Annotated in this window: 31 protein-coding genes, 1 tRNA gene and 1 other RNA gene; 19 read left to right on the top strand and 14 right to left on the bottom strand. The window is 60.1% G+C overall.

The features are described from left to right. Window positions 1-853 precede the first annotated feature (853 nt). Window positions 854-1021: a hypothetical protein gene (locus tag SYN65AY6A5_RS13950; RefSeq protein WP_011430444.1), complete on the bottom strand. Its 168-nt coding sequence runs from the start codon at window positions 1019-1021 to the stop codon at window positions 854-856. A gap of 402 nt (window positions 1022-1423) precedes the next feature. Between SYN65AY6A5_RS13950 and SYN65AY6A5_RS03545 the strand changes: the two genes are divergently transcribed. The 12 genes from SYN65AY6A5_RS03545 (at window position 1424) to SYN65AY6A5_RS03490 (ending at window position 9498) form a co-directional block, all read left to right on the top strand. After that, window positions 1424-1810: a hypothetical protein gene (locus tag SYN65AY6A5_RS03545; RefSeq protein WP_011430445.1), complete on the top strand. Its 387-nt coding sequence runs from the start codon at window positions 1424-1426 to the stop codon at window positions 1808-1810. A 54-nt stretch (window positions 1811-1864) separates the two neighbouring features. Next, window positions 1865-2083: an NAD(P)H-quinone oxidoreductase subunit O gene (locus SYN65AY6A5_RS03540; RefSeq protein ID WP_011430446.1), complete on the top strand. Its 219-nt coding sequence runs from the start codon at window positions 1865-1867 to the stop codon at window positions 2081-2083. A 42-nt stretch (window positions 2084-2125) separates the two neighbouring features. Continuing rightward, on the top strand, window positions 2126-2965 hold the full coding sequence (locus tag SYN65AY6A5_RS03535; RefSeq protein WP_011430447.1) for an FtsQ-type POTRA domain-containing protein: 840 nt from the start codon (window positions 2126-2128) through the stop codon (window positions 2963-2965). 21 nt (window positions 2966-2986) lie between these two features. Beyond that, window positions 2987-3712, top strand: coding sequence for an ABC transporter ATP-binding protein (locus SYN65AY6A5_RS03530; RefSeq protein ID WP_011430448.1), 726 nt, complete (start codon window positions 2987-2989; stop codon window positions 3710-3712). 531 nt (window positions 3713-4243) lie between these two features. Next, the gene (locus SYN65AY6A5_RS03525; protein WP_011430450.1) at window positions 4244-4552 is read left to right on the top strand and encodes a carbon dioxide-concentrating mechanism protein CcmK; all 309 of its coding nucleotides are present in this window, start codon (window positions 4244-4246) and stop codon (window positions 4550-4552) included. Window positions 4553-4643: 91 nt separating this feature from the next. Further along, entirely contained in the window at window positions 4644-4985 is a 342-nt protein-coding gene (locus tag SYN65AY6A5_RS03520; RefSeq protein ID WP_011430451.1) for a carbon dioxide-concentrating mechanism protein CcmK, read from the top strand. Continuing rightward, entirely contained in the window at window positions 4986-5285 is a 300-nt protein-coding gene (locus SYN65AY6A5_RS03515; protein WP_011430452.1) for a EutN/CcmL family microcompartment protein, read from the top strand. It begins immediately after the preceding gene. 48 nt (window positions 5286-5333) lie between these two features. Further along, window positions 5334-7298 (top strand): ribulose bisphosphate carboxylase small subunit, encoded by a 1965-nt coding sequence (locus SYN65AY6A5_RS03510; RefSeq protein WP_099883921.1) that lies wholly within the window; start codon window positions 5334-5336, stop codon window positions 7296-7298. Window positions 7299-7372: 74 nt separating this feature from the next. Beyond that, window positions 7373-8068, top strand: coding sequence for a hypothetical protein (locus SYN65AY6A5_RS03505; RefSeq protein WP_240530974.1), 696 nt, complete (start codon window positions 7373-7375; stop codon window positions 8066-8068). A 31-nt stretch (window positions 8069-8099) separates the two neighbouring features. After that, on the top strand, window positions 8100-8816 hold the full coding sequence (locus tag SYN65AY6A5_RS03500) for a BMC domain-containing protein (RefSeq protein ID WP_099812055.1): 717 nt from the start codon (window positions 8100-8102) through the stop codon (window positions 8814-8816). Between the two features lie 129 nt (window positions 8817-8945). Continuing rightward, an RNA gene (gene ffs, locus SYN65AY6A5_RS03495) (signal recognition particle sRNA small type) lies at window positions 8946-9043 on the top strand. Between the two features lie 41 nt (window positions 9044-9084). Further along, window positions 9085-9498, top strand: coding sequence for a hypothetical protein (locus SYN65AY6A5_RS03490; RefSeq protein WP_011430456.1), 414 nt, complete (start codon window positions 9085-9087; stop codon window positions 9496-9498). Window positions 9499-9759: 261 nt separating this feature from the next. Here the strand turns inward: SYN65AY6A5_RS03490 and SYN65AY6A5_RS03485 are convergent. Together SYN65AY6A5_RS03485 and rplS are read right to left on the bottom strand one after the other, a co-directional pair. Next, window positions 9760-9832: transfer RNA gene (locus SYN65AY6A5_RS03485), tRNA-Trp, on the bottom strand. Window positions 9833-9894: 62 nt separating this feature from the next. Beyond that, on the bottom strand, window positions 9895-10278 hold the full coding sequence (gene rplS, locus SYN65AY6A5_RS03480; protein WP_011430457.1) for a 50S ribosomal protein L19: 384 nt from the start codon (window positions 10276-10278) through the stop codon (window positions 9895-9897). A gap of 171 nt (window positions 10279-10449) precedes the next feature. Between rplS and SYN65AY6A5_RS03475 the strand changes: the two genes are divergently transcribed. From SYN65AY6A5_RS03475 to thrB, 3 genes are all read left to right on the top strand, one after another. Beyond that, window positions 10450-11847, top strand: coding sequence for an efflux RND transporter periplasmic adaptor subunit (locus SYN65AY6A5_RS03475; protein ID WP_011430458.1), 1398 nt, complete (start codon window positions 10450-10452; stop codon window positions 11845-11847). A 20-nt stretch (window positions 11848-11867) separates the two neighbouring features. Further along, window positions 11868-13055 carry an ABC transporter permease gene (locus SYN65AY6A5_RS03470; protein ID WP_240527648.1) on the top strand — a complete coding sequence of 396 codons (1188 nt, stop codon included), beginning with the start codon at window positions 11868-11870 and terminating at the stop codon, window positions 13053-13055. Window positions 13056-13127: 72 nt separating this feature from the next. Next, window positions 13128-14048: a homoserine kinase gene (gene thrB, locus SYN65AY6A5_RS03465; protein ID WP_011430460.1), complete on the top strand. Its 921-nt coding sequence runs from the start codon at window positions 13128-13130 to the stop codon at window positions 14046-14048. A gap of 228 nt (window positions 14049-14276) precedes the next feature. On the opposite strand, the gene SYN65AY6A5_RS03460 is transcribed toward thrB, so the two are convergent. The 3 genes from SYN65AY6A5_RS03460 to eda form a co-directional block, all read right to left on the bottom strand. Continuing rightward, window positions 14277-14819, bottom strand: coding sequence for a diacylglycerol kinase family protein (locus tag SYN65AY6A5_RS03460; protein WP_099812054.1), 543 nt, complete (start codon window positions 14817-14819; stop codon window positions 14277-14279). Then, on the bottom strand, window positions 14803-15294 hold the full coding sequence (gene ybeY, locus SYN65AY6A5_RS03455; protein WP_041438372.1) for an rRNA maturation RNase YbeY: 492 nt from the start codon (window positions 15292-15294) through the stop codon (window positions 14803-14805). Before ybeY ends, SYN65AY6A5_RS03460 begins: the two co-directional genes overlap by 17 nt. A 385-nt stretch (window positions 15295-15679) precedes the next feature. Continuing rightward, window positions 15680-16420 (bottom strand): bifunctional 4-hydroxy-2-oxoglutarate aldolase/2-dehydro-3-deoxy-phosphogluconate aldolase, encoded by a 741-nt coding sequence (eda, locus tag SYN65AY6A5_RS03450; protein ID WP_011430463.1) that lies wholly within the window; start codon window positions 16418-16420, stop codon window positions 15680-15682. Between the two features lie 814 nt (window positions 16421-17234). Between eda and SYN65AY6A5_RS03445 the strand changes: the two genes are divergently transcribed. Further along, entirely contained in the window at window positions 17235-18368 is a 1134-nt protein-coding gene (locus SYN65AY6A5_RS03445) for a M23 family metallopeptidase (protein WP_071813517.1), read from the top strand. On the opposite strand, the gene SYN65AY6A5_RS03440 is transcribed toward SYN65AY6A5_RS03445, so the two are convergent. Both SYN65AY6A5_RS03440 and SYN65AY6A5_RS03435 read right to left on the bottom strand, forming a co-directional pair. Next, window positions 18359-19009 carry an ABC transporter ATP-binding protein gene (locus SYN65AY6A5_RS03440; RefSeq protein WP_099883919.1) on the bottom strand — a complete coding sequence of 217 codons (651 nt, stop codon included), beginning with the start codon at window positions 19007-19009 and terminating at the stop codon, window positions 18359-18361. The two genes, SYN65AY6A5_RS03445 and SYN65AY6A5_RS03440, sit on opposite strands and share 10 nt — an antisense overlap. Window positions 19010-19067: 58 nt before the next feature. After that, window positions 19068-19316 (bottom strand): hypothetical protein, encoded by a 249-nt coding sequence (locus SYN65AY6A5_RS03435; RefSeq protein ID WP_011430466.1) that lies wholly within the window; start codon window positions 19314-19316, stop codon window positions 19068-19070. A 151-nt stretch (window positions 19317-19467) separates the two neighbouring features. Between SYN65AY6A5_RS03435 and SYN65AY6A5_RS03430 the strand changes: the two genes are divergently transcribed. Further along, the gene (locus tag SYN65AY6A5_RS03430) at window positions 19468-19968 is read left to right on the top strand and encodes a low molecular weight protein-tyrosine-phosphatase (RefSeq protein WP_011430467.1); all 501 of its coding nucleotides are present in this window, start codon (window positions 19468-19470) and stop codon (window positions 19966-19968) included. Window positions 19969-19990: 22 nt separating this feature from the next. Here the strand turns inward: SYN65AY6A5_RS03430 and nuoK are convergent, their stop codons facing one another. The 5 genes from nuoK to SYN65AY6A5_RS03405 all read right to left on the bottom strand — a co-directional run bounded on the left by nuoK (window position 19991) and on the right by SYN65AY6A5_RS03405 (window position 23899). Next, window positions 19991-20296 carry an NADH-quinone oxidoreductase subunit NuoK gene (gene nuoK, locus SYN65AY6A5_RS03425; RefSeq protein ID WP_041439067.1) on the bottom strand — a complete coding sequence of 102 codons (306 nt, stop codon included), beginning with the start codon at window positions 20294-20296 and terminating at the stop codon, window positions 19991-19993. Window positions 20297-20375: 79 nt separating this feature from the next. Beyond that, window positions 20376-20984, bottom strand: coding sequence for an NADH-quinone oxidoreductase subunit J (locus SYN65AY6A5_RS03420; protein ID WP_099883917.1), 609 nt, complete (start codon window positions 20982-20984; stop codon window positions 20376-20378). A 105-nt stretch (window positions 20985-21089) separates the two neighbouring features. Next, complete coding sequence (locus SYN65AY6A5_RS03415) at window positions 21090-22418, bottom strand: TPM domain-containing protein (protein ID WP_099883915.1); 1329 nt, start codon at window positions 22416-22418, stop codon at window positions 21090-21092. A gap of 282 nt (window positions 22419-22700) precedes the next feature. Beyond that, a complete protein-coding gene (locus SYN65AY6A5_RS03410; protein WP_099883913.1) occupies window positions 22701-23432 on the bottom strand; it encodes a ligase in 732 nt (243 codons plus the stop codon). Beyond that, window positions 23432-23899 carry a YbjN domain-containing protein gene (locus tag SYN65AY6A5_RS03405; protein WP_011430472.1) on the bottom strand — a complete coding sequence of 156 codons (468 nt, stop codon included), beginning with the start codon at window positions 23897-23899 and terminating at the stop codon, window positions 23432-23434. Before SYN65AY6A5_RS03405 ends, SYN65AY6A5_RS03410 begins: the two co-directional genes overlap by 1 nt. Before the next feature lie 123 nt (window positions 23900-24022). On the opposite strand from SYN65AY6A5_RS03405, the gene SYN65AY6A5_RS03400 reads away from it, so the two are divergent. Beyond that, window positions 24023-24370: a (2Fe-2S)-binding protein gene (locus tag SYN65AY6A5_RS03400; protein ID WP_099812050.1), complete on the top strand. Its 348-nt coding sequence runs from the start codon at window positions 24023-24025 to the stop codon at window positions 24368-24370. A gap of 28 nt (window positions 24371-24398) precedes the next feature. Next, window positions 24399-25151, top strand: a complete 753-nt coding sequence (locus tag SYN65AY6A5_RS03395) for a 5'-methylthioadenosine/adenosylhomocysteine nucleosidase (protein ID WP_099812049.1) — start codon at window positions 24399-24401, stop codon at window positions 25149-25151. Between the two features lie 180 nt (window positions 25152-25331). Here the strand turns inward: SYN65AY6A5_RS03395 and SYN65AY6A5_RS03390 are convergent, their stop codons facing one another. Beyond that, window positions 25332-25574, bottom strand: a complete 243-nt coding sequence (locus tag SYN65AY6A5_RS03390) for a transposase (RefSeq protein WP_240531043.1) — start codon at window positions 25572-25574, stop codon at window positions 25332-25334. Window positions 25575-25620 lie beyond the last annotated feature (46 nt).

Genomic DNA, 25620 nt, shown 5'->3' with positions numbered 1-25620 from the left:
CTGATACATTCACGCTGAACTCTCCTGAACATGGTTCAGGAAAGAAGCGATCGCATCCTGCCTATCTCTGAGCAGGAAGGCGGTATCCCGCAAAGCCCTGAGGAATACCCCCCGAGCGCTTTCCCCCTTCACTTCCCGGCAACCGTTGCGGTGGACTCAAGGATCAGGGGGAAACTTGGTCTACTATATCCCTCTCAATGACTTTTGCCAAACCGCCTAAAGCTCAGTAAATTCAGCAAAGTTCAGGGTTTTGGGGGTTAGAGGCATGCTCTCACCGCAAGGCGGCGATCCTTCGCCCGTGGGATCTCGGAGAGAAAACCGGCCATCTTTGAAAAACTGGGAGTGCCTTGCCGGCCAAAATCCGTAGGGTCGCCGATGCGGGAGAGGGACAAGCCGCTCTAGTCTTTAAGCAAAGAACGATGCGGTATTTCTTTTGCTGTTCTCCAATTACTTTCCAAGTCGCGTATAAGATATCAACCCGCTGAACAAAATTGAGAGCTTGCTTAAGATGAACAGCCGGTATTCGTCCATCGCCAGCCCGAGCAAGGCCTCTACCAGGATTTTAGAATCGGCGGAGCAAAAGCAAAACATTCAAATCTTGGCTCGCTGCATCGGCACAGCCTTGAATTTAGGCAGTCCGCTCAGGGTTGCCATACATTACACCTCGCAGGCAGAGGGGTAACGCTTGCTCCCCAACGCCTGCCAGGTAATTTCGCTCGCACTTCTGGAGATGATCTCAGAAGCTTCTTGAGCCTAAAGGGTTTCGCAGAGGAAGGGATCCCAAAAGTTTTTGGGCCCTCTCCGTAAGACGGGCATCCGGAGTGCCGCCTGTAATTATTTAGGGATCCCGAGGCTAGTGCTGAACAATTCCCTGAACCATAGCGTCGCTCAGGTAAGCCAATGCCTTCAAATCGGCCTCGTCAAAACACCGATCGCACAACAGGCGGTAGATTAGGCTCTCGTGTTCTGAGGTAAAGTGGCGAGTTTGCAAGACTTCTTCAACGATGGATCGAATGGTCATAGTTTGCCCCTCCTGGGATCGGGCTTAACACTGCTTGCCCATACTGATTGTGAAGAGTCAAGCCATAGCTCAAAAAGGGAGCCAACACGGATTTTCCAGCAAAAAAACTGTACATTGGCCAGTCATTGGGATCCCCAAACTTACTAAAGAGCCGTGACTGAGGATGTGCTCGCTGCCCTTGGCCAGACTACTTGCCTAGGGTCGAAGGTCCTCCCCTGGCAGAGCCTCCGAGAGTTGAACATGTGGCCGAGAAAGCCGTCCTGCAGCCAGGGAGCATGTTATCCTGAGTTGGCTTAACATGATTTCATAGCCGGGCTCAGCCGTCACCTTTCTAGCTGCGGCTGGCTGACCCGACGTCTAGGGATCCGGCTCAACTTTCTTCGCATTGCAGGCAAGACACCAATGGTGGGCATCTTCAGGCGCTTTTTCGGCTCTCGTGGTCAGGCAGATTCCAAACCTTCATCAGGGACGGCTGCTCAGCCGGCCAAAAAGAAAGACAACACCTTCTTTCTCGACCCAGATGAGGCCAAAACCCTTGGCAACATCGAATACATGCGCACTCCTAGGATCGTGAAGCACACCTTCCAGGATTTCGGCTCTACGGAGAAGGTGGAGGTGGTGGAGCAGGTTTCTTCCCTAAGCAAAGTTAAGTTGGCCGTAGAACAGGCCAAAGCCCCTGAGCAAAGCTCTTCCACCTCAAACAGCAGCAGTGGAGCAGGCTCACGCCGCCAGGGGGGATCTGACATGGACATGTTTCGCAACATGGCCCGCAGCCTGAAGCGCAAGTAGGCTGGACCCGGCTTATTGGCGGCACAGGATACAACGGCTATCGAAGGAGGGGCAATGGCGATTAAGCGAGGCACTTTGGTGCGGGCCATCCGCGAGAAACTGCAAGGCAGCCTGGAAGCCCAGGCCAGCGACCCTTTGATTCCCAACTACGTCTTCGAAACTCCTGGAGAAGTGGTGGATATCAAGGACGACTACCTCCAGATTAAGTTTGGGGCTGTTCCCACCCCTCCAATTTGGCTGCGGGCGGATCAGGTCGAGGAGATCGCGAGTTGAATAGGAGCATGGAATGCTCCCCTTTGGCTTGAGGGAGGGCTAATGGTACCTCTGGCTTCTCCCACGCGCGACCAACTTCTGCAACGCAGGCGACTTTTGCGTCAGCAACGGCGCAAGCGCTTTTGGCAGGGATCCTGGCGCTTGGCCAGCTCGATGGGCGTTCTGACGCTGCTGGTGTTGGGCCTGCAGCAGCCCTACTGGCAAATTCGCCGGCCGGAGCAAATTCAGGTAAAGGGCAGCTACTGGGTCGACCCCGACTGGATCCGGGAGCAACTGCCTCTGACCTATCCAATGAACCTCTGGCAGGTGCAGCCGGCTGTGTTGGAAAGAGCCTTGCTGGCATCCCCGGCCCGCCCTTCTCCCATCGAAAGCGTCCAGGTACAGCGGCGGCTGCTGCCGGTGGGGGTGATCGTCCAGGTGCGGGAACGGCAACTGGTCGCGCGCGCCCGTCGGGGCGACCAGACAGGCTGGGTGGATCGGCAAGGCCATTGGCTGCCCCCCGATCCCTTTCGACGCCACAGCGGATCCTCCCTTTCCTGGCCTGAGCTGGAGTTGCTGGGCTGGGAGAACCACGCGCCCGAGCAATGGGCCTTGTTGCTCGAAGCCCTGCAACAGGCTGAGATCCAGATCGAGACCGTAGATTGGCAGTCGGGAGAGGGAATCACGCTCCACACTGAGCTGGGCAACGTCTATCTGGGGCCGATTTCTGACCGCCTGCCTCTGCAAATTCAAACCCTCAACCAAATGCGGGATCTGCGCCGCCACTGCGAGTGTACACCCGACGAAATTCTCCAGATCGACCTGACCAGCCCCAGCGTACCCACCCTGCAGCTCACCCCTGCCGCCACCCAGAAGCGCTGGAAGCATTGGGAGCAGCGCTAGCCCTGGGATGAGCTTGCTGCCATGAACACAGCGCCGGCGGTGGAGGTCAAACAGTTGTGGGTCGCCTATCCCGGTTGTCCGCCGGTGCTGCAAGGGCTGGATCTACGGGTTGAGGCCGGGCAGCGCCTAGGAATCATTGGCCCCAATGGCGCCGGCAAAACCACCCTGTTCCTGGCCCTCGCTGGCCTGTTGCCCCCCTGTTCCGGCCAGATCACTTTGTTTGGGCAGCCGCTCCAGCCTGGCCAGTTTCGCCCTGAGGTGGGGCTGGTGTTTCAGGATCCCGACGATCAACTGTTTGCCGCCTCGGTGGCCGAGGATGTAGCCTTTGGGCCGCGCAACCTGGGACGTTCTGAGACAGAGGTCGCGGCTGTGGTCCAAGCAACCCTGGCGATGACCGGCACCCTGAATTTGGCCAACTGTCCCCCCCATCATCTCTCCGGCGGTGAAAAACGCATGGTCGCGATCGCCGGGATCCTGGCAATGCAGCCGCAGTTGGTACTCTACGATGAGCCGACTGCCAACCTGGATCTGCGCGCCCGTCGCCGGCTAATCGCCTTTTTGTTGCAAGCAACGCACACCTTTCTGCTCGCTTCCCACGATCTGGAACTGATCCTGGAAGTGTGCGATCGGGTGATCCTCTTAGATCAAGGCCGGATTTGCGCCCAGGGATCCCCGGCCCATCTGATGAGCCAACCCGACCTCATGGAAGCCCATGACTTGGAAGTGCCCCCCTCGCTGCGCCGATAACGGCAAAAGCTGAAAAGATGTCAAGAATTATTTTTGAGTTGATAACAATTTTGTCTCTCTTAATAAAAAGCTATCGTGCTAATTAAAAATATTGATTTTCGTCCAGGATTGAATGGGGATATCATTTTGTTGAGTCGGGGGATCCCTTCTCTGGGGCGTCCTCGTCGATTTTGTATGATCGATTTTGTGCAAGAAAGATGGGGACTTGGCCTGGAGTTGGCAGCTTTGCCCGCCTGAGCGACAGTTGTGGTTAACCCGGATGGCTCCCACAACCTTTTCTGGCCTCTGTCTGATTGAGTCTGAGGTCGGGGGTTGGGCACGGCCTTCTCTCCAGGGGGAGGTCTGTGGTGGCTGGAGTAGGTGTTGCCGAGAAGAGCTGTCCACTGAGGGTTGGGCAGAGGATCTCTTGGATGAGTTCGAGGGAAATTGCAGGATCGAACCCAATAGGCGAGATCAATTTGGAGATCGATTGGCCTTATTGCTGGGTTCGGCAACGTTCAGGAACTGAGTGTTCAAAAGTGGAGAGTTGATATGCCTATTGCAGTCGGAATGATCGAAACCCGCGGGTTCCCGGCAGTAGTGGAAGCTGCCGACGCCATGGTAAAGGCCGCGCGCGTCACCTTAGTGGGTTACGAAAAAATTGGCAGCGGGCGCGTCACCGTGATCGTACGGGGCGATGTCTCCGAGGTGCAGGCCTCGGTGGCCGCTGGCTTGGAGTCTGCCAAACGGGTGAGTGGGGGCGAGATCCTCTCCCACCACATCATCGCCCGTCCCCACGAAAACCTGGAGTTTGTGCTGCCCATCCGCTACACGGAGGCAGTGGAGCAGTTTCGTACCTAACTGAGTAGTTGCACTTAGCCTGGAATTGACCCGATCCAGAAAATCTGGACAGGTTCCAACCCCCTCCACAATTTCAGCGTAAGGAGTCCCTATGGCTATTGCAGTCGGAATGATCGAAACCCTGGGCTTCCCGGCAGTGGTGGAAGCTGCCGACGCCATGGTAAAGGCCGCGCGCGTCACCCTGGTGGGTTATGAAAAAATCAGCAGCGGGCGCGTCACCGTGATCGTACGGGGCGATGTCTCCGAGGTGCAGGCCTCGGTGGCCGCCGGGATCGAGTCGGTGAAGCGGGTCAATGGCGGCCAGTTGCTCTCCTGGCACATCATCGCCCGTCCCCACGAAAACCTAGAGTACGTGTTGCCCATTCGCTACACCGAGGATGTGGCTCAGTTCCGCGAAGGGGTCAACGCCATCCGTCCCTTCACCCGTCCCTAGATGCGTATCGCGATTGTGCGGGGCACTGTTACCAGCACCCAGAAGGATCCCAGCCTGACAGGCGTGAAGTTTCTGGTGGTGCAGTATGTCGATCTCGAGGGCCGACCGCAGCCCGACTACGCTGTAGCTGCCGATCCGGTGGGGGCCGGCGCCGAGGAGTGGGTGCTGGTCAGCCAGGGCAGCGCAGCTCGCCAGCCGCAGGGAAACGAAACCCGTCCGCTGGATGCAGTGGTGATGGCGATCATCGATACCGTCAGCATCGGCGGTCGCTCCCTCTACAACAAGCGCGACCAACGCTAGCTGGGATCCCTCCTTCCTCTCTCTGACGTGTTCTAGAGGCTCACGGTTATGCCTGCTCACACCTATGCTGCGCCGCCAACGCCCTGGTCTCGCCGCCTGGCGGAGCCGACCATCCATCCCTCTGCCTACGTGCATTCCTTTTCCAATCTCATCGGGGATGTGCGCGTGGGCGCCCAGGTGCTGATTGCCCCAGGAACTTCCATCCGTGCGGATGAGGGCTCTCCCTTTTACATTGGCGACGGCTCCAACGTCCAGGATGGGGTGGTAATCCACGGCCTGGAGCAAGGGCGGGTCATTGGGGAAGATGGCCAACCCTACTCCGTGTGGATTGGCAAGAACACCTCCATTGCCCACATGGCCTTGATCCACGGGCCAGCCTATGTGGGCAACAACTGCTTTATCGGCTTCCGCTCCACGGTGTTCAACGCGCGGGTGGGGGATGGCTGCATCGTCATGTTGCACTGCTTGATCCAGGATGTGGAGATCCCGCCGGGCAAGTATGTGCCCTCCGGCTCCATCATCACCACGCAAGCTGAGGCGGATCGGCTGCCCGATGTGCAGGATAGCGATGCCAAGTTTGCCCAACATGTGATCGGCATCAACCAGGCTCTGCTGGAAGGCTATCACTGCAGCGAAAACCTGGTCTGTATTGCTCCCATTCGCAACGAACTTCTGCGGTCGCGCACCTCTAACCCAACGGCTACGGAGACGGCATCCATGACTCATTCCTCCTCTCGCGCCGACGGCCGGAACGGCGGCGGATCCCTTCTCAAGCCGGAGGTGGTGGAGCAAGTTCGCGCCCTGTTGGCCCAAGGCTATCGGGTAGGGCTGGAATATGCCGATGCCCGCCGCTTCCGTACCTCTTCCTGGCAGAGCGAAAGCCCGATCACCAGCACCCGCGAGGCCGAGGTCATGCAATCGCTGGGGGCTATTTTGGCGGAGCACCGCGGCGAATACGTGCGCCTGTTGGGGATCGACCCCAAGGCGAAACGACGGGTGTTGGAGCAGATCATCCAAACCCCGGAGGGGCCGGCGACCGTTTCTGGATCCCCCAGCCACGTCTCGGTTACGGCCCCAGGTTCCGGCGCAGCCAATCCGCGCCCTGACGCCAGCTTGGAGGAGGAGATCCGGGCGCTATTGGCGCAGGGGTATCGCGTCGGCCTGGAGGTGGCCGATGTCCGCCGCTACCGCACCTCTTCCTGGCAGACTTTGGGCAATTGGAGCGGCTCGGCCCAAGAGATCCTGGCGGCTGTGCAGGCGGCCTTGGCCGAACATACGGGAGAGTATGTGCGCCTGCTGGGAATCGATCCCAAGGCCAAACGGCGGCTGCTGGAGAAGGTGATTCAAACGCCCCAGATGAGCAGCAGCGGCGGGACAGCCTCGCCCGCAGAGGGGGGCAAGCTGGGAGGGAGCGCTGCTGGCCTCGACCTGGAGTTACAGGAAGAGGTACATCGGCTGCTGGCCCAGGGCTATCGCATCGGCTACGAATATGCTGACGAGCGCCGCTTCAAAACCTCCTCTTGGCAGACCGGGCCGACCATTCGCGCCAGCCGCGGGCCGGAGGTGTTGGCCGAGCTGACGGCTGCTTTGGCGGAGCACCAAGGCCACTACGTGCGCCTGTTGGGGATCGATCCCAAGGGGAAAAAGCGGGTTTACGAGCGCGTCATTCAAACCCCCGGCGGCAAGTCGCCTGCCCCTGCAGCCCAGGGATCCCCGGCGGCTACTCCTGTTTCCACCGTTCCTGCCAGCACCCGACTCAGCAGCGAGGTGGTGGCACAGGTGCAGCAATTGCTCAGCCAGGGCTACCGCATCGGCACCGAACATGCGGACAAGCGGCGTTTTCGCACCTCCTCTTGGCAGAGCTGCAGCCCTATCGAGGCCACCCAGCTGCCCCAGGTGGTGGCGGCTCTGGAAGCCTGCCTGGAGGAGCATCGCGGCGAGTATGTGCGCCTGCTGGGCATCGACCCCAAAGCCAAACGACGGGTGCTGGAGCAGATCATCCAAACCCCTTGAGGGATCCGCCTGTTCTCTGATCACTGTCGGTTCAAGGTTGGTTTTGATCCGACCTCCTAGCGATGAGGAGCACCTTGGCTTTGCCTCTGCCCACCTCTACAACGCTGCGCTCCTGGCCCAGCCAGAACGGCGAAACTCGCTACTATGTCAGTGGCGAGGTGCAGGTGGAGGCAGGGGCAGGCATTGCAGCGGGAGTGCTGTTGCGGGCCAACCCCGGCTGTCGCATCGAGATCGGGCGAGGCGTCTGTATTGGCATGGGATCCATCCTGCACGCCTGCGGGGGATCCCTCGTCGTGGAGGCGGGGGCCACCTTGGGAATGGGGGTGCTGGTGATCGGGCAGGGCACCATCGGCAAAAACGCCTGTATCGGCTCGGAAACCACGCTGCTCAACTGTTCAGTGCTCAGCCAGGCGGTGATCCCTCCCCGCTCGCTGGTCGGGGATCCCACCTATCCCAGCAGGCAAGAGGCGGAGGTGGGCATGGCTAGCGAGGCAGAGCCCGTGTCGGCGGCGGCCCCGCAAGAGCCGATAGAACCCCCTGAGGAAACCTTGCCTGAGCCGACCCCTCCCTCTCCCCCCGACTCGCCGCTGGCCCAGGTGGAAAAGCAAACCCGTCGTTGGCAGGAGGCGGCTGAGCAAACCCAAGAGAACTCGAGATCCCCTGAGACCCGCAAGCTAAATGGGATCCCGGGCTATTCGGAGCTGGATCGGCTGCTGGGCAAGATCTATCCTTACCGGCAGATCCTATCCTCTGGGGGTGGCCAGTCTTGAGGGCTACACTGGCATAAAGAAGTAGGGTGCTATGTCCACCTCTTTGGGCCTTATTCAGACACGCAGCTTTCCGGTCATTGTGCGCATTGCCGACGCCATGACCAAGTCGGCGGGGGTGACGCTGATCGGCTTTGAGAAGATCTCAGGAGGCTACTGCACGGCAATCGTACGGGGAGGGATTGCCGATGTGCGCATTGCCATCGAGGAGGGGATCGAGGTGGCCCGCCAGTTTGAGCAAGAGGAGATCTCCAGTTTGGTCATTCCACGGCCTTTGCCTAACTTGGAGGCGGTGCTGCCCGTCAGCAGCAAGCTGTCTCAACTGGCACAAAACCGCGGCTACAGCCGCCTCAGCAACTTGGCCGTGGGCCTGCTGGAAACCCGCGGCTTTCCGGCTATGGTAGGGGCCGCCGACACAATGCTGAAAACGGCGGATGTGCAACTGGCCGCCTACGAGACCATTGGCGACGGCCTGTGTACGGCCATCATTCGGGGCACGGTGGCCAACGTGGCCATCGCCATCGATGCCGGCATGTACGAGGCAGAGCGCATCGGCGAGCTGAACGCGGTGGCTGTGATCCCGCGCCCTCTCGACGAACTGGAGCAGGCTCTGCCGGTGGCCAGTTGTTTCGTTGCCCAACCGGTTACCTTGCCGGTGGCTATTCCCCAAGCCCAGGGACAAGAGGTGCGGCGCAGCGATACCGTTGTGGAGCGGATCCCAGTTTATCTGGAGCCGCCGGAAACCCCTTAGGTTTACCTTGCAAGACGGGAAGGCTCGCGCTGTACTCTGCCCCCTCCCGCCGTCTACAGGGGGAGAAGATCTGAGATCACCTCCAGAAAGCCGAGCGGGGCAGAGAGGAAAAATGTTAGGCTACTGGAAGACCTGGGTCCGTGCAGCTCCGACGCCCAAACCGTGTCAGGATCGGAAGATAGCAGCACTACGGGATGCTCTGAGCAGGCGCGTCAACCCGGGTCGCCCTCTTCCAAGTTTTACCTCTGCCCTGGCAGCGCACACCTGTATGGCCGAGACAGACAACCCCCTCGCCAACTTTGCTCAGAAGGCTTTCTACTTCGGCATGGGTTTGGCCGCGGTGGTGGCAGACAATGCTGCAAAGGTGGCCGGGAGAGCCAACAGCCGTCTGCTGGAGCTGCGCAAGCAGGTCCAGGCTTTGGTGGATGAATTGGTGGAGCGGGGGGCGATGACCGCCGAAGAGGCGCGGGCCTACATGGACGCCATCGCTGCCAACGCCAACCGTAGGGGGGGGGAAAGGTCTGCTGGCGCCCCTCGCAAGATCAACATTGACGACATGGGCGACGCTGAAGACAAGACTGGCACTGCCCTTGAACTTTCGGAAGCTGCCCGTTTGCGCCAACAGATTGCTGAGCTACAGGCAGAGTTGGATCGCATCAAGAAGGAAGCGAGGAAGTCCTAGGTTTGGCCCGGGAAAAGTTGGGATCTCTATCTCTTTAATCCTCGTTCACGGGGAACTGGAAGACTCTCCGCAGCGCCCTCAGCCCGATTGCGAACGGCTGCCGCCGAAGTTCCTTGGCCGCAGCGGCGAGTCTAAACAGGCTCGTCCAATTTTTGTTGGAGCGGTTGGCTTGGATCCCTGACTTCTCTCTGAAAATTGGCAGCTCGGGGCGCTTAAGCTTGAGAATCTACCCCAAGCCACCTCAAAATGCCGAACCGCTGACGCGTCCTGGAGGACTCGAACCCCCGACATCCGGTTTTGGAGACCGACGTTCTACCAACTGAACTAAGGACGCAGGAGTAGTAAAGGGTCAGCCCCTTACCTAGTTTACCTAGTGTAGCAGGTATGCCCAAAGCCTTAGAGGGTTTCTTCTTTAGAATCCGTTTTGGCTTTGATGCGAGTGGCCTTGCCCACTCGGTTTCGCAGATAGAACAGCTTGGCCCGCCGCACCTTGCCACGCCGCAACACCTGGATTGAGTCGATGCGCGGCGAGTGAACTAGGAAGACCCGCTCCACTCCAATTCCCTGGAAAATCTTGCGCACCGTGATGGTGCGGTTGCATCCAGAGTGACGCATAGCAATGACCGTGCCTTCAAAGGCCTGCACCCGCTCTTTGCCGCCCTCTTGAATGCGCACCCCCACCCGTACCTGATCGCCAACATGGATCTCTGGCAGATCCGACTTCATGTGGGCCGCTTCGATGGAGCGGATGATCTCTTCGGCGTTGATGCGAGCGTTCATGGCTTTCCCGCGTTATCGGCAGCTAATCAGTGTAGCAATCCCCCCTTTTTTTGTACAGAGCTTGCCAGCCGTCCGAACCCAATGGCCATGCGGGAAACCGCGTTTGCACCCCCTCTCCTTTTTCAATAGGCTGGATACAGAGAAAGCCCTTGTTAAAGGCGAGAGACTTTTGTGATCCTGCGCACCAATGAGCCCCAGACGGGATCCCCAACCCCTGCCAAATCTGCTGACCAACCTCTGCCACAGACCGGATCCCACAACAGAGGACTGCCCATCGGCTGGATCCTTGTGGGGATATTGTTAGCCGGCTTGGGCGGCGGCATTCTCGTTCAGCGTCAGCTCCGGCAACAGACGGCCCAGCGCCTGGAGAGGCTAACGGTGCCCGTGCAGGTGACAGATCTCGCCCAACGCCTGCGGGTGAGCGGCCAGGTGCAGCCGATCCGGCAGGTGAATGTCAGCCCCCGCGAGTCCGGTCGTCTGGCAGAGCTGCTGGTGGATCAGGGAGATGAGGTAGTGGCAGGGCAAGTGTTGGCTCGGATGGATTACGGGGATTTAGCCAGCGGCATTCGCCAAGCCCAAGCCCGCATCCAAGAGCTACAGGCCCGCCTAGCGGAACTGCAAGCTGGCGAGCGACCCCAGGTGATCGCGGCGGCCCAGGCCAGGGTGGATGCGGCGCGGTCGCAAGTGAGGTTGGCCGAAAGGGAATTGGAGCGGATTCAGACCCTGGTGCAGCAGGGGGTGGTGGCCCGTAGCGAGCTGGATCAACGCCTGGCCCGCCTGGAACAGGCGCAGGCGGACTGGCAAGCGGCTCAACAGGAGCTGGAGCGATTGCGGTCAGGTAGCCGCCCAGAAACGCTGCAGCAGATCCAAGCTCAGATTGCCCAAGCGGAGGCAGAGCTGGCCCAGCGGCAATCTCGCCTGGCTGAGGCCGAGATCCGGGCGCCCTTTTCCGGCGTGGTTGTCCAGCGCTTTGCCGAGGTGGGATCCTTTGTAACTCCCACTACCGCAGCTTCCGATGCCACCGCCGCTTCTTCCAGCTCTATCTTGGCGCTGGCCCAGGGGATCGAGGTGCGAGCCGAGGTGCCGGAGGCGCAGATTGCCCAGGTGCGGGTGGGGCAGCCGGTGGAGATCCGCTCCCTGGCCTATCCGGATCGGGTGGTGCAGGGGCGGGTGAAGCGGATTGCCCCTGCCACGGTGGTGGTGCGGGAGGTCACCGTCTTTCGGGTCATGATCGAACCGGAGGCGGGGGCAGACTTTTTGCGCACCGGCATGAACGTCTCGGTGGATTTTATCGGGGAGCGGCAGCCTCAGGCGCTCACGGTGCCCTCGGTGGCCATCTTGCGGGAGCAGGGCCAAGAGGGAGTGATCCTGCTGGATCCGCGAACCCAGCGGCCCGTCTATCGACCGGTGGAAACAGGCCTCACCCAGGGCGGGATCACCCAAGTGCTCTCCGGCTTGCGGGCGGGGGATCGGGTCTTTACGGCGCTGCCGCCGGGGGTGAACCTGGAGACTTTGATCCGACAAGAGCAAAATCGCAGCGAAACCGCTCAAATCAAGCCACACCCATGAGCCTACCGATTGCAGCCCGAATGGCCTGGCAAATGGTGCGCCGCTACCGCCTGCGCACCGGTTTAAGCATGTTAGGGATCCTCATCGGCAACGCCGCCGTCGTGGCCATTGCCGGGTTTGGCCATGCTGCCCAGGAGCTGGCCGTGGATCAGTTCCGTTCTTTGGGCACCAACTTGCTCATTGTCTTTTCTTCCAGCTTGGGCCTGGCGGACGCCAGCAACACCCGTCCCATTACCCTCGACGATCTACGGGCAATTGCCGCGGAAGTGCCCGCTGTGTCGGCAGCCGTCCCCAGTCTTGTGGTCAATGTGCGCGCCGTGCGGGGGGGAGTGGATCGCCGCTATGAGGCCACAGGCACCTGGCCGGAGTATTTGTCGGTGCTGAATTTGGAGATCGAGGAGGGGCGCTTTCTCTTGCCAGCGGATATTGAGGAGCAGCGCCCGGTGGTGGTGCTGGGCAGCGAGGCCGCCCGCGAGCTGTTCGGCTTGGATCCCGCTGCCGCCATCGGGGAGACGGTGCTGCTGAACAACCTGCCCTTCGAGGTAATCGGCACGTTGCGTTCTAAGCCAACGGTGTTTGGCAACAGCGATGCCGGCCTGTTTTTGCCGGTGGATGTGGTGGCCAACCGGTTTGTGGGGCGGCGCTCCCCCTATGGCCTGGAACTGACGGCGATCTTCGTCTCGGCCCGCTCCGAAGCAGATCTGCCGGCTGCCGAGTTCCAGATCCGCAACTTGCTGCGGCAACGGCACCAACTGGTGGGGGAGGATGACTTCGTCGTCCGCAACCAAAAGGTGTTGCTGGACGGGGCGGCCAGGATCTTAACCTTGCTGCGGGTGCTGCTGACCGGCACGGCGGCCCTCTCGCTGCTGGTGGGCGGGGTGGGGATCATGAATGTGATGCTGATCTCGGTGTCGGAACGCACCTCCGAGATCGGGTTGCGCAAGGCGATCGGCGCCGATAGCCGGCAAATTTTGCAGCAGTTTGCCACCGAAGCTATTCTCATTGCCGTCAGCGGGGGCGTGGCCGGGATCCTCCTCAGCAGCGGCCTGCTGGTGGCGCTGCAAGTGTTCACCCCCCTGGCCACCCGCGTGGATGCAGTGGCGGTGGCGGTGTCCTTTTCCCTCTCGACGGGGATCGGGGTGGTTTTCGGCATTTTCCCGGCCCGCCAAGCGGCGCAACTAGATCCCATCGAGGCCCTGCGAGCCTGAGATCTCCCATTCGTAGGATAATGGGGGCTTACAGGTATTGAGTTGCCCGCCGTTCGCTAAGGAGCTTCCCCCTTGGTTAGAGAGCGAGTAGAGGTGATCGTCCCCGCCACCACCGCTAACTTGGGGCCGGGGTTCGATTGCATCGGTGCAGCCCTGGAGCTCTACAACCACTTCCAATTTCGCGAGATTCCCACCGGCCTCAGCATCCACTATCGCGGCAGCGATCACATCAGCCAGAGCAAGGACAACCTGGTGTACCGCGCTTTCTGCCGTGCTTTCGAGCTGCTAAGCAAGCCGGTGCCGGGGGTGGAGATTGAGATCACCCTCAACGTGCCCCTGGCGCGGGGCCTGGGCAGCTCTGCCACTGCCATTGTCGGCGGCCTGTTGGGGGCTAATGCTCTTGGATCGCTGAACCTGGCTCCTGAGACTCTCCTGCAGTTGGCCATTGCCCTTGAAGGCCATCCCGACAACGTGGTGCCCGCCCTCCAGGGCGGCTGTCAACTCTGTGTGCAGGGGCAGCAGGGGCAATGGGTATTTTGCCCGGTGGATTGGCACGAGCGCATCGGCCTAGTGGCGGCGGTGCCTAACTTTAAGCTGTCTACCCAGGCGGCCCGCGAGATCCTGCCCAAGTCCGTCAGCCTGGCGGATGCTGTCTTTTCCGTCAGTCACCTGGGGCTGCTTATCCGCAGCCTGCAGTCGGGGCGGGCGGACTGGCTGAAGGTGGCCTTGCAGGATCGACTGCACCAACCGGCGCGCATGGAGCTGATTACCGGCTTCAAAACCGTCCAGGCAGCGGCTCTGGCTGCCGGGGCCTATGGGGTGGTGATCAGCGGGGCTGGCCCCACGCTTTTAGCCTTCTGCGCCCCGGAGGAGCGAGAACGGGTGGGATGCGCCATGGTCGGCGCCTGGGAGCAACTGGATATCGAAGCAGAGGCCAAACCCCTGAATTTGGATCGACAGGGGGGACGGGTGGTGATCCATTCCCAAATATAGAGGAGGCCCTTGGGTCAAGCTGGTCACCCCGATTACAAAGGGGTCGTGCTTTTAGGCGTATAGGCCTTTCGCAGACTAGGACACCGCCCTCCCACTCAAGTTCCCGACCCTCCTTATCCCTCACCCCTTAACCCCTTTCCCTGCGGGAGAGGGGAGCCAGAAATCCACAGCACAAACCTGTTTGGGATGGGATCCCTTGAGAGGCTGGGCAAAACTTTTTCGGCGTCCCTACCCTGGCAGCAGCAGCAGCAAGGGGGGGAGAAACAGCCAAGCTGCCACAGCCAAAGCCGCCATCGCTGCCACTAACACCGCTCCAGCAGCGCAATCTTTGGCAATTTCTGCCAGCAGGTGATAGCGGCTGCCCAGGGTCAGATCCACCACTGCTTCCAGGGCAGTATTCACCAGCTCCAAGGCCATCACCATCCCGCTGGTCAAGCTGATCAGGGCCATTTCTACGGCGCTCAGCCGCAGGGCCAACCCTAAGACAAAGGCCACTACCGCCATAGCCAGGTGGATGCGAAAGTTGCGCTGGGTGCGGGCGGCGTACAGCAGGCCCTTTCCTGCATAGTAGAAGCTTTTACTTAGGCTAGTGGCCACCTGCCACGAGGGGGGGCGCTGCCAGGGATCCTGCGCCGCGAGGTCAGCCTCGGCTCCCGGGTCTGGTGCCTCGGAGGGATGGGCCGAATCGACCTGCGCTGAAGTGAAAGGGGCTCGCCGTCGCAATGCCGCCAAACGCAGCGGCTGGGGAAAACGGCTAGGGCTGCTGGCCATGGGTCACCTCCAGGTCTTCTTGGATGGCGGCAAGCAGGTGGTGCTGTTGCTGCAGCATGCGCTGTAGGGAAAGCTCATCGGGGTGATCCCATCCCAAGAGATGCAGCAGGCCGTGGCTGGCCAGCCAGGCCAATTCCCGCGACAGCCGCTGCCCCTGGGCTTTTGCCTGCGCGCAAGCGGTGGGTACCGAAATCACGATATCCCCCAGCAGGCGCACCCCTGTTATCTTCTGCAGCTCGACAGGGGTGGACGTCTCCTCGGCGGCAAAGGCCAGGACATCGGTGGGAGCGTCGATGTGGCGAAACTCGCGGTTGAGCTGGCGGATGTGCTCGTCGGAGGTGAGGCAAAGGCTGAGCTCGCAGGGATCCGTCACCCCCAGCTCCCGCAGCCACACCTCAAACCAACGGTGCCAAGTGGCTTCCTCAACTGGGCTGGGGACGTTTAGCTCCAGGTACAGATCCAGGAATCCCTCCATGCAGGCCTCACTCACACCCAAAATTGGCTCGCTGGCCCCATTGAGTACGGAGCGGAACGGCCACCCACGACTTGAGTCGCCCTTGCCAGTGGTACAAACCTTCAATGTACTGTAGCGCTAACATTGCTGGCTGTGCTAGGGTGCCGCTGCGATAGCCATAAAAGACGCCTCCCCAGGCAAATACGCTGCAAACCCTGGAAGGGGGAAGTCAAGGAACCCCATGTAAGGGGAGCGGCGGCCAAGGTGATAGGGAAATCAGACGCAACTCTCGGACTTTCTTTGTCTGAGGGATGTCGGGGGTGCGGCTGGGCAGCGCCCTCCAAAGTTTGCTGCCAGGGTGCTCGGCCATCTCCCCACTCAAGTGCGGGGAGCGTCAACGCGCCCCCTACTCTGGGGGTTCACCCGGAAGTTCGGGCCAGGCTGCGGCGACCCTCTGGCTGGCAAGCTGTTGTAGCGTTTGCCGCAGCCGATTTTCCAGCTCTTGCCGGCAACTGTCTGGATCAACCCCTTGCTGGGAAAGAAGCTCCGCCGGGAAGAGATCCCCGGCGATGCCGACAGCCCAGGCCCCTGCCTGCAGATATTCTGCTGCATTGGCCAAGGTAACCCCCCCAGTTGGGATCAAAGGCAGGGATCCCAGCACCGGTTGCAGATGGCGCAGGTAACGGGATCCGCCAAGGCTTTCTGCCGGAAACACCTTTACTGCCGTTGCCCCGGCCTGCCAGGCCCTCCAGATCTCGCCGGGGGTGAGGGCGCCGGGCACAATGGGCAGCCCTGCTTCCCGACCCCAGCGGATGATGCTCTCGTCCGCAAAGGGGCAAACATAGAATTGGGCTCCCGCCTGCCAAGCCTGCTCTGCCATCTGCCGATTTAAAACCGTGCCCACCCCTACCCAGCAATGCGGGTAGTCTTGCCGCAGTTGGGCAATCAACTCCAGATACCGGGGAACTTGGGGAGTGATCTCAATGTGGCGGATCCCGGCCCGGATGGCCAGGGTGGATCCCTCAAGGGCTTGGGCCGGGCTGGCCGAGAGGCGGATCACCGCGATCAGGGGCTGCTGCCACAAATGGAGTAGCCAGGGGTGCCGCCATCCCTCTCTGAAGCTCTGTTCAGAACCCTCAAACACCATCTGTGGAAAAGCCCTCTCTCATCGATTTCTACCTTGCTTGGGTTGATTTTAAGTTTAATTGCAATTAAAAATAACCAAACAGCCCGACGGTAAAACAATGACAAGCTATAACAAATTTCCTTTTGAGAAGAAGGCTAAAATAGAATAAAGAACAGGCAAAAGTGGTGTTTATAGGGGCAACTGTTTGCGGGTTTGTAGCACTCGTTGGAGCGCTTACTTTTCCCATCCTTTCATGGCGTCGCTGGTCTCTCATTTTAGTAGCTATCTGCAGCCTTGTTAGCTCCTTAACCAACATTGAACTCGGCAGAGGAGAGGAGGAAGCTCCCTCAGGGGAAAGGTGGCGCATGGTAGCCCATCTCTACGAGGTAACTTTCTGGTTGGCATTGATCGTTTTCATCTTACTGGCATGAGGTTTTGCCGGCAGGTGAGCGGCTAGTTTATCGCCATTGTCTGGATGTTGTGTCGAGGTTGCTCTGGCTTGCCGGTTGTTTAGGTTGGGCACCGATTAGACCTGTGGGATCTGGAGATCGATACGAACCTAGCCGCAGTGAGGATCCCTCGCCCCCAGCCCCTCTCTCAAAGGGAGGGGGAAGTCAGGAATTGAAGGAATGAACGGTTTTACTGGTATTGAAAATAACCCAGCCGTTTTGCTTGTATCTTGTAACGATTTGGAGTAACGACAGCGGGCAACAGCGCGATTGGGCTCGATCAGTCCTTGCGAATCTTTGTATTCTTAGGGTCGGTAGGTTGGTTGCCGAGGGTGTGGGGAGTGGTCAAGCTCAGTTGTGGGACACACAGCCTGAAGGCATGGGTGATGGTCGGGTTGCTCGCCCTCCTGGTGCTGGGGGGACTGTGGCGGGTTGCTCCATCTCAGGCGCAGAATCTCCACCAACTGCAACAGCGGCAGCAACAGATCCAGCAACAAATCCGGGGCACCCAGCGACGCCTGGGAGAGCTGCGCCAAGCGGAAGAAGAAGCCCGTCGCCGCATGGGATCCCTGCGGCAAAACATCCAACAGACAGAAGCTAGCCTTCGCGACAACCAATATCGTCTGGAACAGGCCCAGAGGGCGCTAGAGCAAGCGCAGAAGGAGCTCCAAGAGCTGGAAGACCGCCTGAGACGGCAGCAGCAGGGCACGGCCGCCCGCTTGCGCTACATGCAGCGGCAGGGGGCGGAACATTGGTGGGCTTTGCTGCTCACCAGCCGCGACCTCAACGAGTTTTTCGATCGCCGCCACCAGTTGCAATTGCTAATCGAAGCCGACCGGCAGTTGATCCGAGAGCTGCAGGTGATGGCCAAGGAGGTGGATCAGCAGCGGATCGCCCTGGAAGCGCAGCGCAACGAGATTTCTTTAATCTTGCAGGAGCTGGCAGCCCAGAAAAACCAACTGCAGCAGCAGGCTGCCGCCCAAGAGCAACTGGTGGGCCGCCTGGCCAACGAGCGCGCCGCCTATGAAGCAGCCCAACGGCGTTTGGAAGCCGATTCCCAACAGTTGACCATCCTCATCCAGCAACTGATCGCCCAGCAGGCTCAGCAGCGGGGGGGCAGAGATCCGGTTCAGGGGACAGGCCGGTTGATCCCACCAGTGCGCGGGCCAATCACCAGCGGCTTCGGCTGGCGGGTTCACCCCATCTACGGAAGCCGCCGCTTCCATGCGGGGATCGACTTCGGTGTGCCCACCGGCACGCCAGTTCGGGCATCAGACCGGGGCACCGTCATCTACGCCGGCTGGTATGGCGGCTACGGCTACACGGTGATTGTCAACCACGGCGGCGGCATCACCACCCTGTACGCCCACAACAGCCGCGTCGCCGTTGGGGTGGGTCAGCAGGTACAGCGGGGGCAGGCCATTGCCGCTTCCGGCTCCACCGGCCTCTCCACCGGCCCCCACGTTCACTTCGAGGTGCGGGTCAACGGCCAGCCGGTGGATCCCCGCCGCTACCTTTGAAGCAGCGCATCTGTCGGCAACGGCTGCAGGGATCCCGCCTGCAAGATCCACCGCACATCGGCAATGGAGGATAGCTCCTCTGGGTCGTGGGAAACCACCAACACCGTCCAGGTGGATTTCAGCCGGGCCAGCAGCTCGATCAACTGCCGCCGCACCGACCAGTCCAGCCCTGCCGTCGGCTCGTCCAGCAGCAGTAGCAGCGGGCCGCGAATAAGCTGTACCGCCAGGGCCAAGCGCCGTTGTTGTCCGCCACTGAGATGGTTGGGGGAGGTGCACAGAGGGATCCCTTCCAATCCCACCTGTTTGAGAACGTTTTCAATCTCCTTTTGTTGCAGCTCCGGGTGGCCGAAGCGCATTTCCTCTAGCACCGTCAAGCCACAAAAGTGACGCTCCGGGAACTGAAACACCAGCCCCGCCATGCTGCGCAACTGCTGGGGGGAGAGCTCTGTTCCTCCCCAGGCAATCCGCCCGCGCCTGGGCCGCGCCAAGCCGGCCAAAATTTCCAGCAGGGTGCTCTTGCCGGCCCCACTTTTGCCCACGATCAGCCCCAACTGATTCAGGCCCAGCTCAAAGGAGAGATCCCGGAGAATCGGCTGAGGGAGGGTTGCCGGGTGGTAGCAGAGATCCTGAACCTGCAACATGAGCGGCGCCCCTGGGAAAGTTGTCGTTATTTTGGCACTGGAAAGCTCTGCCGGACAGCTACAACCATTCTTCTAGGCGCCCCAACTGATCCCGAAAGCCATAGGTGAGTTCGCGGTACCACTCCCGCAGCTCCAGTTGATCTACAGCTCGCCGCAAAGCCTCTTGGGAGCGCTCGATGGGGCGCAGAGCCGCAGACGGGATCCCTTCTTGAGCAGCCCATTGTTCAAACAGAGCCAGCTCCGTTTGCAAGTAGAGAATGAGGTTGGCCACATCCTGCGGGTGGGGGTAGCGGGTGGCATCTGGCATAAGACATCTCACCAGGGGAACTAGCTCCATTCTGGCCAAGAATCTGTCCCGCTGCCGCCTGAGGGCCCTATCCCCTCTCGCCTGCTTCTGTACTCTGGGCCGCAAAACGCAGATAATGCGGTGGGAAATGTTCACTGCCGTCGAGGGATCCATGAGCCAAAAGCTGCTGTTTGTGTGCCTGGGCAACATCTGCCGTTCTCCCGCTGCCGAAGGGATCACCAACCACCTGCTGCAGAGCAGCGGCCATGAGGGGGACATCCTCTGCGATTCGGCAGGTACAGCCGCCTACCACCTCGGCAGTCCCCCAGATCGCCGCATGCGACAAGTTGCCCAGCGCTATGGACTGGAGCTGCACGGCCAAGCCCGGCAAATTCATCCTTTGGATCTGCGGGAGTTCGACCTGATCCTGGCCATGGATCGGCAAAATTACCGCGATATCCTCAGCCTCGATCCCCAGAGAAGATATGCCGACAAGGTACGCCTAATCTGTAGCTACTGTCGTTCTCACACCGATGAAGAAGTTCCGGATCCCTACTACGGGGGCGAGGCAGGGTTTCACTACGTGATCGAGCTGCTCTGGGACGCCTGCAGCGGCCTGCTGGAATCCCTGATCCCTGGGATCCAATGCCCGCCGCTGCCCAGCCGCACCTGAAAGTCATCGATCAAGAAAACAACTACCACCTGAGCAGGTTAAAGCTCTCCATGTCGATGGTGGCGCGGTTGCGGTAGATCCCCAACACAATGGCCAAGCCCACTGCCGCCTCGGCAGCCGCCACGGTGATGACAAATACCGAAAACACTTGGCCGCGAATCAAGCCCGAGTCGACAAAGTTGGAGAAAGCCATAAAGTTCAGGTTGACGGCGTTGAGCATCAGCTCAATCGACATCAACACCCGAATGGCGTTGCGACTGACGATCAAGCCGTAGATGCCGATGCAGAAAAGAATTGCCGCGACCACCAAGAAAAACTGCAGTTGCAACATCACAAGAGGCTCCACTGGATACAGATGAGAGGGGCATCAGGAAAACGCTGGGCTGTATGGCCGAGAGCAGGCAGCTTCAACGCGTGCTCACCAGCTCTGCTGGGCGTTCCGACTCCGATTCAAGCTGTGGCCGGGCCCGCTCCAGCAAGCTGAGATCCCCTTCTTGGGCTTGGGGAACGACAAACTCTCGACGCGCCAGCACAATGGCCCCGATCAACGCCATCAGCAGCAAAACAGAAGCCAACTCGAACGGCAACAGATAGTCGCTAAAGAAATGCCCACCCATCACCAAAGCACTGCTCGTGGGCTGGATCGGCTCCAACTGCCAGGGGGTATTCAGGGCCATTGCCGTCAGGAGGGCAAACAGCCCCAAACACACCGCCGCCGTCACCCCATTGCGCAGCCAGCCCAACTTCAAAGGAGCGAAAGTATAGCGCCGGTTCACCAGCATGATGGCGAACAGGATCAGCACGTTGACGGCGCCGACGTAGATCAACACCTGAGCTGCAGCCACAAAATCGGCATTCAAGAGGAGGTACAGCCCGGCCATGCTCAAGAAAACGCCCCCCAATAGAAAGCCGGAATAGACGATGTTGGGGGCCCAAACCACTCCCAGGGCAAAGCCAATGGCCATTGCCGAGAGCACCCCAAAGCTAACCAGTTGTACGCCTTCTGCAAGGGTCATGGGATCTTCTCTATCGCTGCTCCCTTACCACTGTACTGCCCTGGCGGATTTAAGAGAAGCCCGACTCCTTTTTCAGATCGATAGAGAAATCTCTAGAGTTGGGTCTCACCAACTGCCGCCTGCTCCGCCGCCGCTGCTGCTGCCGCCCCCGAAGTCTGAATCTCCACCTGAATCTCCACCGAAGTCTGAATCTGTGTCTGTGTCGCTGAGCTCGGGGATGACCACCTCTCGCTCGCTGCGGTACCCGCAGATAGGACAGCTCAGGATTTCCAGCTTCAAGCCGCTAGAGGAATAGGTGGCTTCCCTGAGAACCTGTGTGGTGAGGTCGAGGGTGAGAGCTTGACACCGGAGGCAATAGAGGTGGCGATAAAATGCATTCTCGCGAACAACCACAGCTGCCCCCTGACAGCTAGGGCAAAACCAGCCGTAGTAGCTGGCTCTGCCCCGGCTTTTGGCTAAGCGATCTCCCGGGGAGAGGCACGTATCGAGAACTTGCGCCTGGATGGGGCGCATGGGTCGACCGCAGCTTTGGCAGACCACGGGCTGAAAGGGGATCCCCCGCTTCTGGCACAGGGTGCCGTCGGTCACCACAGCCGCCAGGAGGGGCAGCGTCAGCACCAGCCAGTTGCCACTGGCCGACATCAGGAAGAGGCCAAGGCAAAGGGAGCCGGAATAGAGAAACAGTCGAATGGGATCGCTCTGGAGCGAAGAGAGAGCAGCCGCCTCTTGAGTTCGACGGGTCAGGGGGATAGCTCGTCTTGTCCCTCGCTCGGCCTTTAGGTAGACCGGCAAGCGGGAGCGCTGCCACCCCACCCCTAGGATGATGATCCCCAATAGCAGCAGGATCCCTTCCAGGGAGCTTTGGGCAACAGCCAGGGATCCCGCTCCAACCGCTTGAGGAACGGTTGCAGGGGAAAGAGAGGTGGAAGCCTGCTGCCCCTGCAGGGCTGAGGCCAACTGCCGTACTCCCGCTAGGGTGCCGCCGTCGAAGTCTCCGGCGCGAAACCTGGGCAGGATTTGCTGGTCGATAATCTGCTGAACCTGGCTGTCGGGGAGGAGGGTGGTCAAGCCTCTGCCTGTCTCAATCTCTATCCGCCGATCTCCTACCGAGACGAGGAACAACACGCCGTTGTTGCGGCCAGCCTTGCCAATGCCCCAGTAGTTGAATAGTTGCGTAGTGAACGCTTTCGGTGTGGCATATCCCTGGGTATTGGGTACCGTAACCACCGCCATCTCGGCACCGGTGCGCTGCTCAAGCTGGGTGATAAGGCGGTTCAGCTCGTTTTCAGTGCTACTGCTGAGGATATTGGCGGTGTCGGAAACCCACCCTCCATACTGACGGCGGGGGTTGGGCACTTGTTCAAGGGTAATGGCCCAAGCGGGCTGCGGCAGTAAGAAAATGCCTAGCAAAACTGCCGCCCAAACTTTTGGCATGGCTTACCTGGCTGAGCGCTGCCTTGGTTTTAGCACAGCTATTGGGGATGGAGAGGGTAGCAGTCTCTTGCTGCTTTGCCTTTGGTGTTTGTCGACACAAAAAATAGCGCTGGGACGAGTCTTGGCTTTCCTCTTTTCGCAGGGGAAAGAGGCTAGAGCTCTAAGCAAGGGAAAATCTTCTTCGGTCTAGCTGCAAAGCCTTCCGGATTTTTCTGCACAACTCTTTTTCAGCAAGAGTCAAGCTATTTCTTGCTCCCTCGATGGTTGATTAGAAACCAGAAACTAAGCCAGCAGTGCGGGCCAGGCTTCTTCTTGCCATTCCACCTCAAAGCACTCCTGGGCCATGCGGAGAAAATGCTCAATCAACTCAGGGATCCCCGGCGCTGTTGGGCAAAGGTCGTACACGCCAATCACTTGCGATCCGGGCAGGTACCGTTCCCACAGCTCGGGATTGGGCCGCAACAGGAGGGATCCCTGTTGCAGGATCCCCCAGGGTTGCCACAGTTGGGCGTTGCCCATCAGCTTTTTGCGCTGCCAGCTTAGATCGGCACGGGTACGGGCGGCAAAGCAACTGATTTTGTTGCGGTAGCCCCGATCCTGGCCACCTTGGCCGCGGACAGAAGCGGGAGCATCCACCTCAATGCCCAGCGCCGCCAGCCCCTCTACCCAAAAACGGCAGCAGAAGTCGTACACCTGGGCTCGCCGCAAATTGGGCAGCCGAGCTTGGAGGTAAGAGAGGGGCAACACCAAGCTGTAGGTCAGCTCTGCTGCATCTTCCGCCGCCTGGTGCAACACCGCCCGTCCTCCGGTGGGCCGGCGCACCATCGGGATCCCTGGCGGCAGATCTGGCCAGGCCTGGTGACGTCCCAGAGAGAGGGTAAGCCGATCCCAGCCGTAAAAGCGCAAACAGGGCCTGGGATCCTGGCGCAGCCGCTGCAAAAGCCAAAAGTCCTGCTCCATCTGCCAGCCGCCAGCGGCCACGCGATAGGGCAGCCAAGAGCCCTGGGATCCCATCAAGCTTTGGGAAACTCAGCCTGGAGCTGCTCATCGTACTCATCGGCCAAGCTGGCCACAAGGGTGATGGCGCGCGAGATCTCGCCAGCGCTGAGCCCTTCCAGAGTGCGGTGGTGGTTTAGCACCACTTGGTTGTTCCAGATGCAAAAACGGGCTTCCAGAGTTTCGCTCCAGTTTTTCTCCAGCAGCTTCTGCATGAGCTTAGCCGGCTCCGCCACCGGCAGAGAGAGCACGGGAGACCACACCAACAGGGTATCTTCGGGGGATTCGCCGCTCAGGTGGACGAACACTTCCACGCTGCCGTAGGTGAATTTCCAGGTGTGGCCCTGCTCGTGGTTCTCGTAGGCGGCATCTTCTTTGAGGCTGGAAACTACTGCTGAGACAACTTCAACGTAGCGAGGGGGCTCTTCCATCAGGCCTGGAAAACCTTCTGGAGAACGGTCGATGAGCGGCTCGCTGTAGACCATGGTCTTTCCCCTACTCCCTGTCTAACCACCTTAACTATACTGCCTAGCCCTCCCACCTACCTGCCATGCTGCCGGATCCGGCTCAGGCCAGAATAGAACTGTTCGCGGTTGGGAAGGTTACCTATGCCCCAGCCTGACGTTCAAGGACGCACCCTCGCTTATGAGGCGGGCGCCAACCTGCGCCAGGTGCTGCTGCAAGCCGGGATCCCGCTCTACAACCCGCCGGCTCCTATCCTCAACTGCCGCGGTCTGGGCACCTGTGCCGTACAAATCGAAGGGGCTGTTTCCCCTATGGGCTGGCGAGAACGGGCCCGCCTGTCTTTGCCACCCCACCAACTCCCGTCCACGGCGGCGGCCCAGGACGGCAACGGGCTGCGCTTGGCCTGTCAGGTGCAGGTGCTGGGAGATCTCAAAGTCACCAAATGGCCAGGCCTGTGGGGACAGCGGATCCCGCCCGCCTCTCAAACCTGAGGATTCTCAAAAACCTAAGGGAAGCCCTATGGAAACTCCATCCCACCCCTCCCAAAAGGCTGTCGGCATTTTGGGGGCCCTGCCGGAAGAAGTGGCCATGCTCACCCAAGCAATGGAGATCAACTCTGTCCATACCCATCTGGGGCGGCAGTTCCATCAGGGATCCCTGGCCGGACAGCCGGTGGTGGTAGTTCAAGGGGGGGTGGGCAAGGTGCGAGCGGCAACTACGGCAGCCCTGTTGGTGGCCCACTTCCCTTTGCGGGGCATTATCTTTACCGGCGTGGCCGGCGCCTTGGCCGATCACCTGCAGATGGGGGATGTGGTGCTGGCCCATGCCGCCATCGAGCACGATTTCGGCACCGGACGGCCCGAAGGCTTTGTCTTGGGGATCGACTTTATCCCTGAGTTGCGCCATCCTCTAGCGGAGGCCGATAGTGCCCTTTACGACCTGATCGTGGCCCAAGGGGAGCGGATCCCTCTTCACCCGCTGCAGGGGCGGCAGCCGGTCATCCACCAAGGCCTGGTGGCCACGGGCGATGTATTTGTGGCCGACGCCAAGCTCCGGCATCAAATTCGCGAGCGCACCGGAGCCCTGGTCGTGGAAATGGAAGGAGCGGCGGTGGTACGGGTGGCGCAAGAAGCTGGGATCCCTTGTCTGCTGGTCCGATCGGTTAGCGACATAGGGAGCGATACCGATTTCCTAACTTTTTTTCAGACAGCGGCTCTCAACTCGGCAGCGGTGGTTCACAGCGTTCTACAGAGCTTGCCTCCCCCTCCTTAGAAAAACGCAGCGCGGCTAGCCGTGGGGAGGAAGCGACGCCTGCCAACAGAGGTCAGATTACTCCCTGTCTGTAAGCTAGCTCCTGCCCCGGCGCGGGCGGCCAAGGTGACATCCTCTCCCGCTAGGCCCTGACGGGCTGTAGACGGGAGCTTCCGAGAATCACTTCCCGGAGTTGCTGCTTCAACGGACTGGTAAACCAGGATCCTCCACAGCCAGAGAGCGGCAGTCCCACCGCCCCCCTATATCCCCCCGTATACGGGGGGACCTGAGTCCACGCTTCAAAATCTCGATAGCAGCGTTCAAGTCTCTGTCCCACGACCCGCAACGAGGGCAATCATGCACCCGTTCCGACAAGGTCTTGGGGACATGCTCCTCACAAACACAACAATTTTGGGACGTACCACGGGGTTCTACTCTCAACACCTGTTTGCCGCGTTTGACCGCCACTGCTGTCAGAATGTCAAGAAAT

It is taken from the genome of Synechococcus sp. 65AY6A5 (assembly GCF_002760415.1).
GTDB lineage: Bacteria > Cyanobacteriota > Cyanobacteriia > Thermostichales > Thermostichaceae > Thermostichus.
This window is presented reverse-complemented; position numbering and strand designations above follow the sequence as displayed.

Bases quoted from the DNA above. Each gene is read 5' to 3' on its own strand.
- eda (WP_011430463.1), bottom strand. From the start codon at position 16,420: ATGGTGTTTGAGGGTTCTGAACAGAGCTTCAGAGAGGGATGGCGGCAC.
- SYN65AY6A5_RS03500 (WP_099812055.1), top strand. From the start codon at position 8,100: ATGTCCACCTCTTTGGGCCTTATTCAGACACGCAGCTTTCCGGTCATT.
- SYN65AY6A5_RS03395 (WP_099812049.1), top strand. From the start codon at position 24,399: ATGGAAACTCCATCCCACCCCTCCCAAAAGGCTGTCGGCATTTTGGGG.
- SYN65AY6A5_RS03415 (WP_099883915.1), bottom strand. From the start codon at position 22,418: ATGCCAAAAGTTTGGGCGGCAGTTTTGCTAGGCATTTTCTTACTGCCG.
- SYN65AY6A5_RS03420 (WP_099883917.1), bottom strand. From the start codon at position 20,984: ATGACCCTTGCAGAAGGCGTACAACTGGTTAGCTTTGGGGTGCTCTCG.
- ybeY (WP_041438372.1), bottom strand. From the start codon at position 15,294: ATGGAGGGATTCCTGGATCTGTACCTGGAGCTAAACGTCCCCAGCCCA.
- SYN65AY6A5_RS03525 (WP_011430450.1), top strand. From the start codon at position 4,244: ATGCCTATTGCAGTCGGAATGATCGAAACCCGCGGGTTCCCGGCAGTA.
- SYN65AY6A5_RS03410 (WP_099883913.1), bottom strand. From the start codon at position 23,432: ATGGGATCCCAGGGCTCTTGGCTGCCCTATCGCGTGGCCGCTGGCGGC.
- SYN65AY6A5_RS03540 (WP_011430446.1), top strand. From the start codon at position 1,865: ATGGCGATTAAGCGAGGCACTTTGGTGCGGGCCATCCGCGAGAAACTG.
- SYN65AY6A5_RS03520 (WP_011430451.1), top strand. From the start codon at position 4,644: ATGGCTATTGCAGTCGGAATGATCGAAACCCTGGGCTTCCCGGCAGTG.
- SYN65AY6A5_RS03515 (WP_011430452.1), top strand. From the start codon at position 4,986: ATGCGTATCGCGATTGTGCGGGGCACTGTTACCAGCACCCAGAAGGAT.
- SYN65AY6A5_RS03460 (WP_099812054.1), bottom strand. From the start codon at position 14,819: ATGGCCAGCAGCCCTAGCCGTTTTCCCCAGCCGCTGCGTTTGGCGGCA.
- SYN65AY6A5_RS03545 (WP_011430445.1), top strand. From the start codon at position 1,424: ATGGTGGGCATCTTCAGGCGCTTTTTCGGCTCTCGTGGTCAGGCAGAT.
- rplS (WP_011430457.1), bottom strand. From the start codon at position 10,278: ATGAACGCTCGCATCAACGCCGAAGAGATCATCCGCTCCATCGAAGCG.
- SYN65AY6A5_RS03530 (WP_011430448.1), top strand. From the start codon at position 2,987: ATGAACACAGCGCCGGCGGTGGAGGTCAAACAGTTGTGGGTCGCCTAT.
- SYN65AY6A5_RS03400 (WP_099812050.1), top strand. From the start codon at position 24,023: ATGCCCCAGCCTGACGTTCAAGGACGCACCCTCGCTTATGAGGCGGGC.
- SYN65AY6A5_RS03490 (WP_011430456.1), top strand. From the start codon at position 9,085: ATGGCCGAGACAGACAACCCCCTCGCCAACTTTGCTCAGAAGGCTTTC.
- SYN65AY6A5_RS03430 (WP_011430467.1), top strand. From the start codon at position 19,468: ATGAGCCAAAAGCTGCTGTTTGTGTGCCTGGGCAACATCTGCCGTTCT.
- SYN65AY6A5_RS13950 (WP_011430444.1), bottom strand. From the start codon at position 1,021: ATGACCATTCGATCCATCGTTGAAGAAGTCTTGCAAACTCGCCACTTT.
- SYN65AY6A5_RS03510 (WP_099883921.1), top strand. From the start codon at position 5,334: ATGCCTGCTCACACCTATGCTGCGCCGCCAACGCCCTGGTCTCGCCGC.
- SYN65AY6A5_RS03445 (WP_071813517.1), top strand. From the start codon at position 17,235: ATGGTCGGGTTGCTCGCCCTCCTGGTGCTGGGGGGACTGTGGCGGGTT.
- SYN65AY6A5_RS03440 (WP_099883919.1), bottom strand. From the start codon at position 19,009: ATGTTGCAGGTTCAGGATCTCTGCTACCACCCGGCAACCCTCCCTCAG.
- SYN65AY6A5_RS03470 (WP_240527648.1), top strand. From the start codon at position 11,868: ATGGCCTGGCAAATGGTGCGCCGCTACCGCCTGCGCACCGGTTTAAGC.
- SYN65AY6A5_RS03535 (WP_011430447.1), top strand. From the start codon at position 2,126: ATGGTACCTCTGGCTTCTCCCACGCGCGACCAACTTCTGCAACGCAGG.
- SYN65AY6A5_RS03405 (WP_011430472.1), bottom strand. From the start codon at position 23,899: ATGGTCTACAGCGAGCCGCTCATCGACCGTTCTCCAGAAGGTTTTCCA.
- SYN65AY6A5_RS03435 (WP_011430466.1), bottom strand. From the start codon at position 19,316: ATGCCAGATGCCACCCGCTACCCCCACCCGCAGGATGTGGCCAACCTC.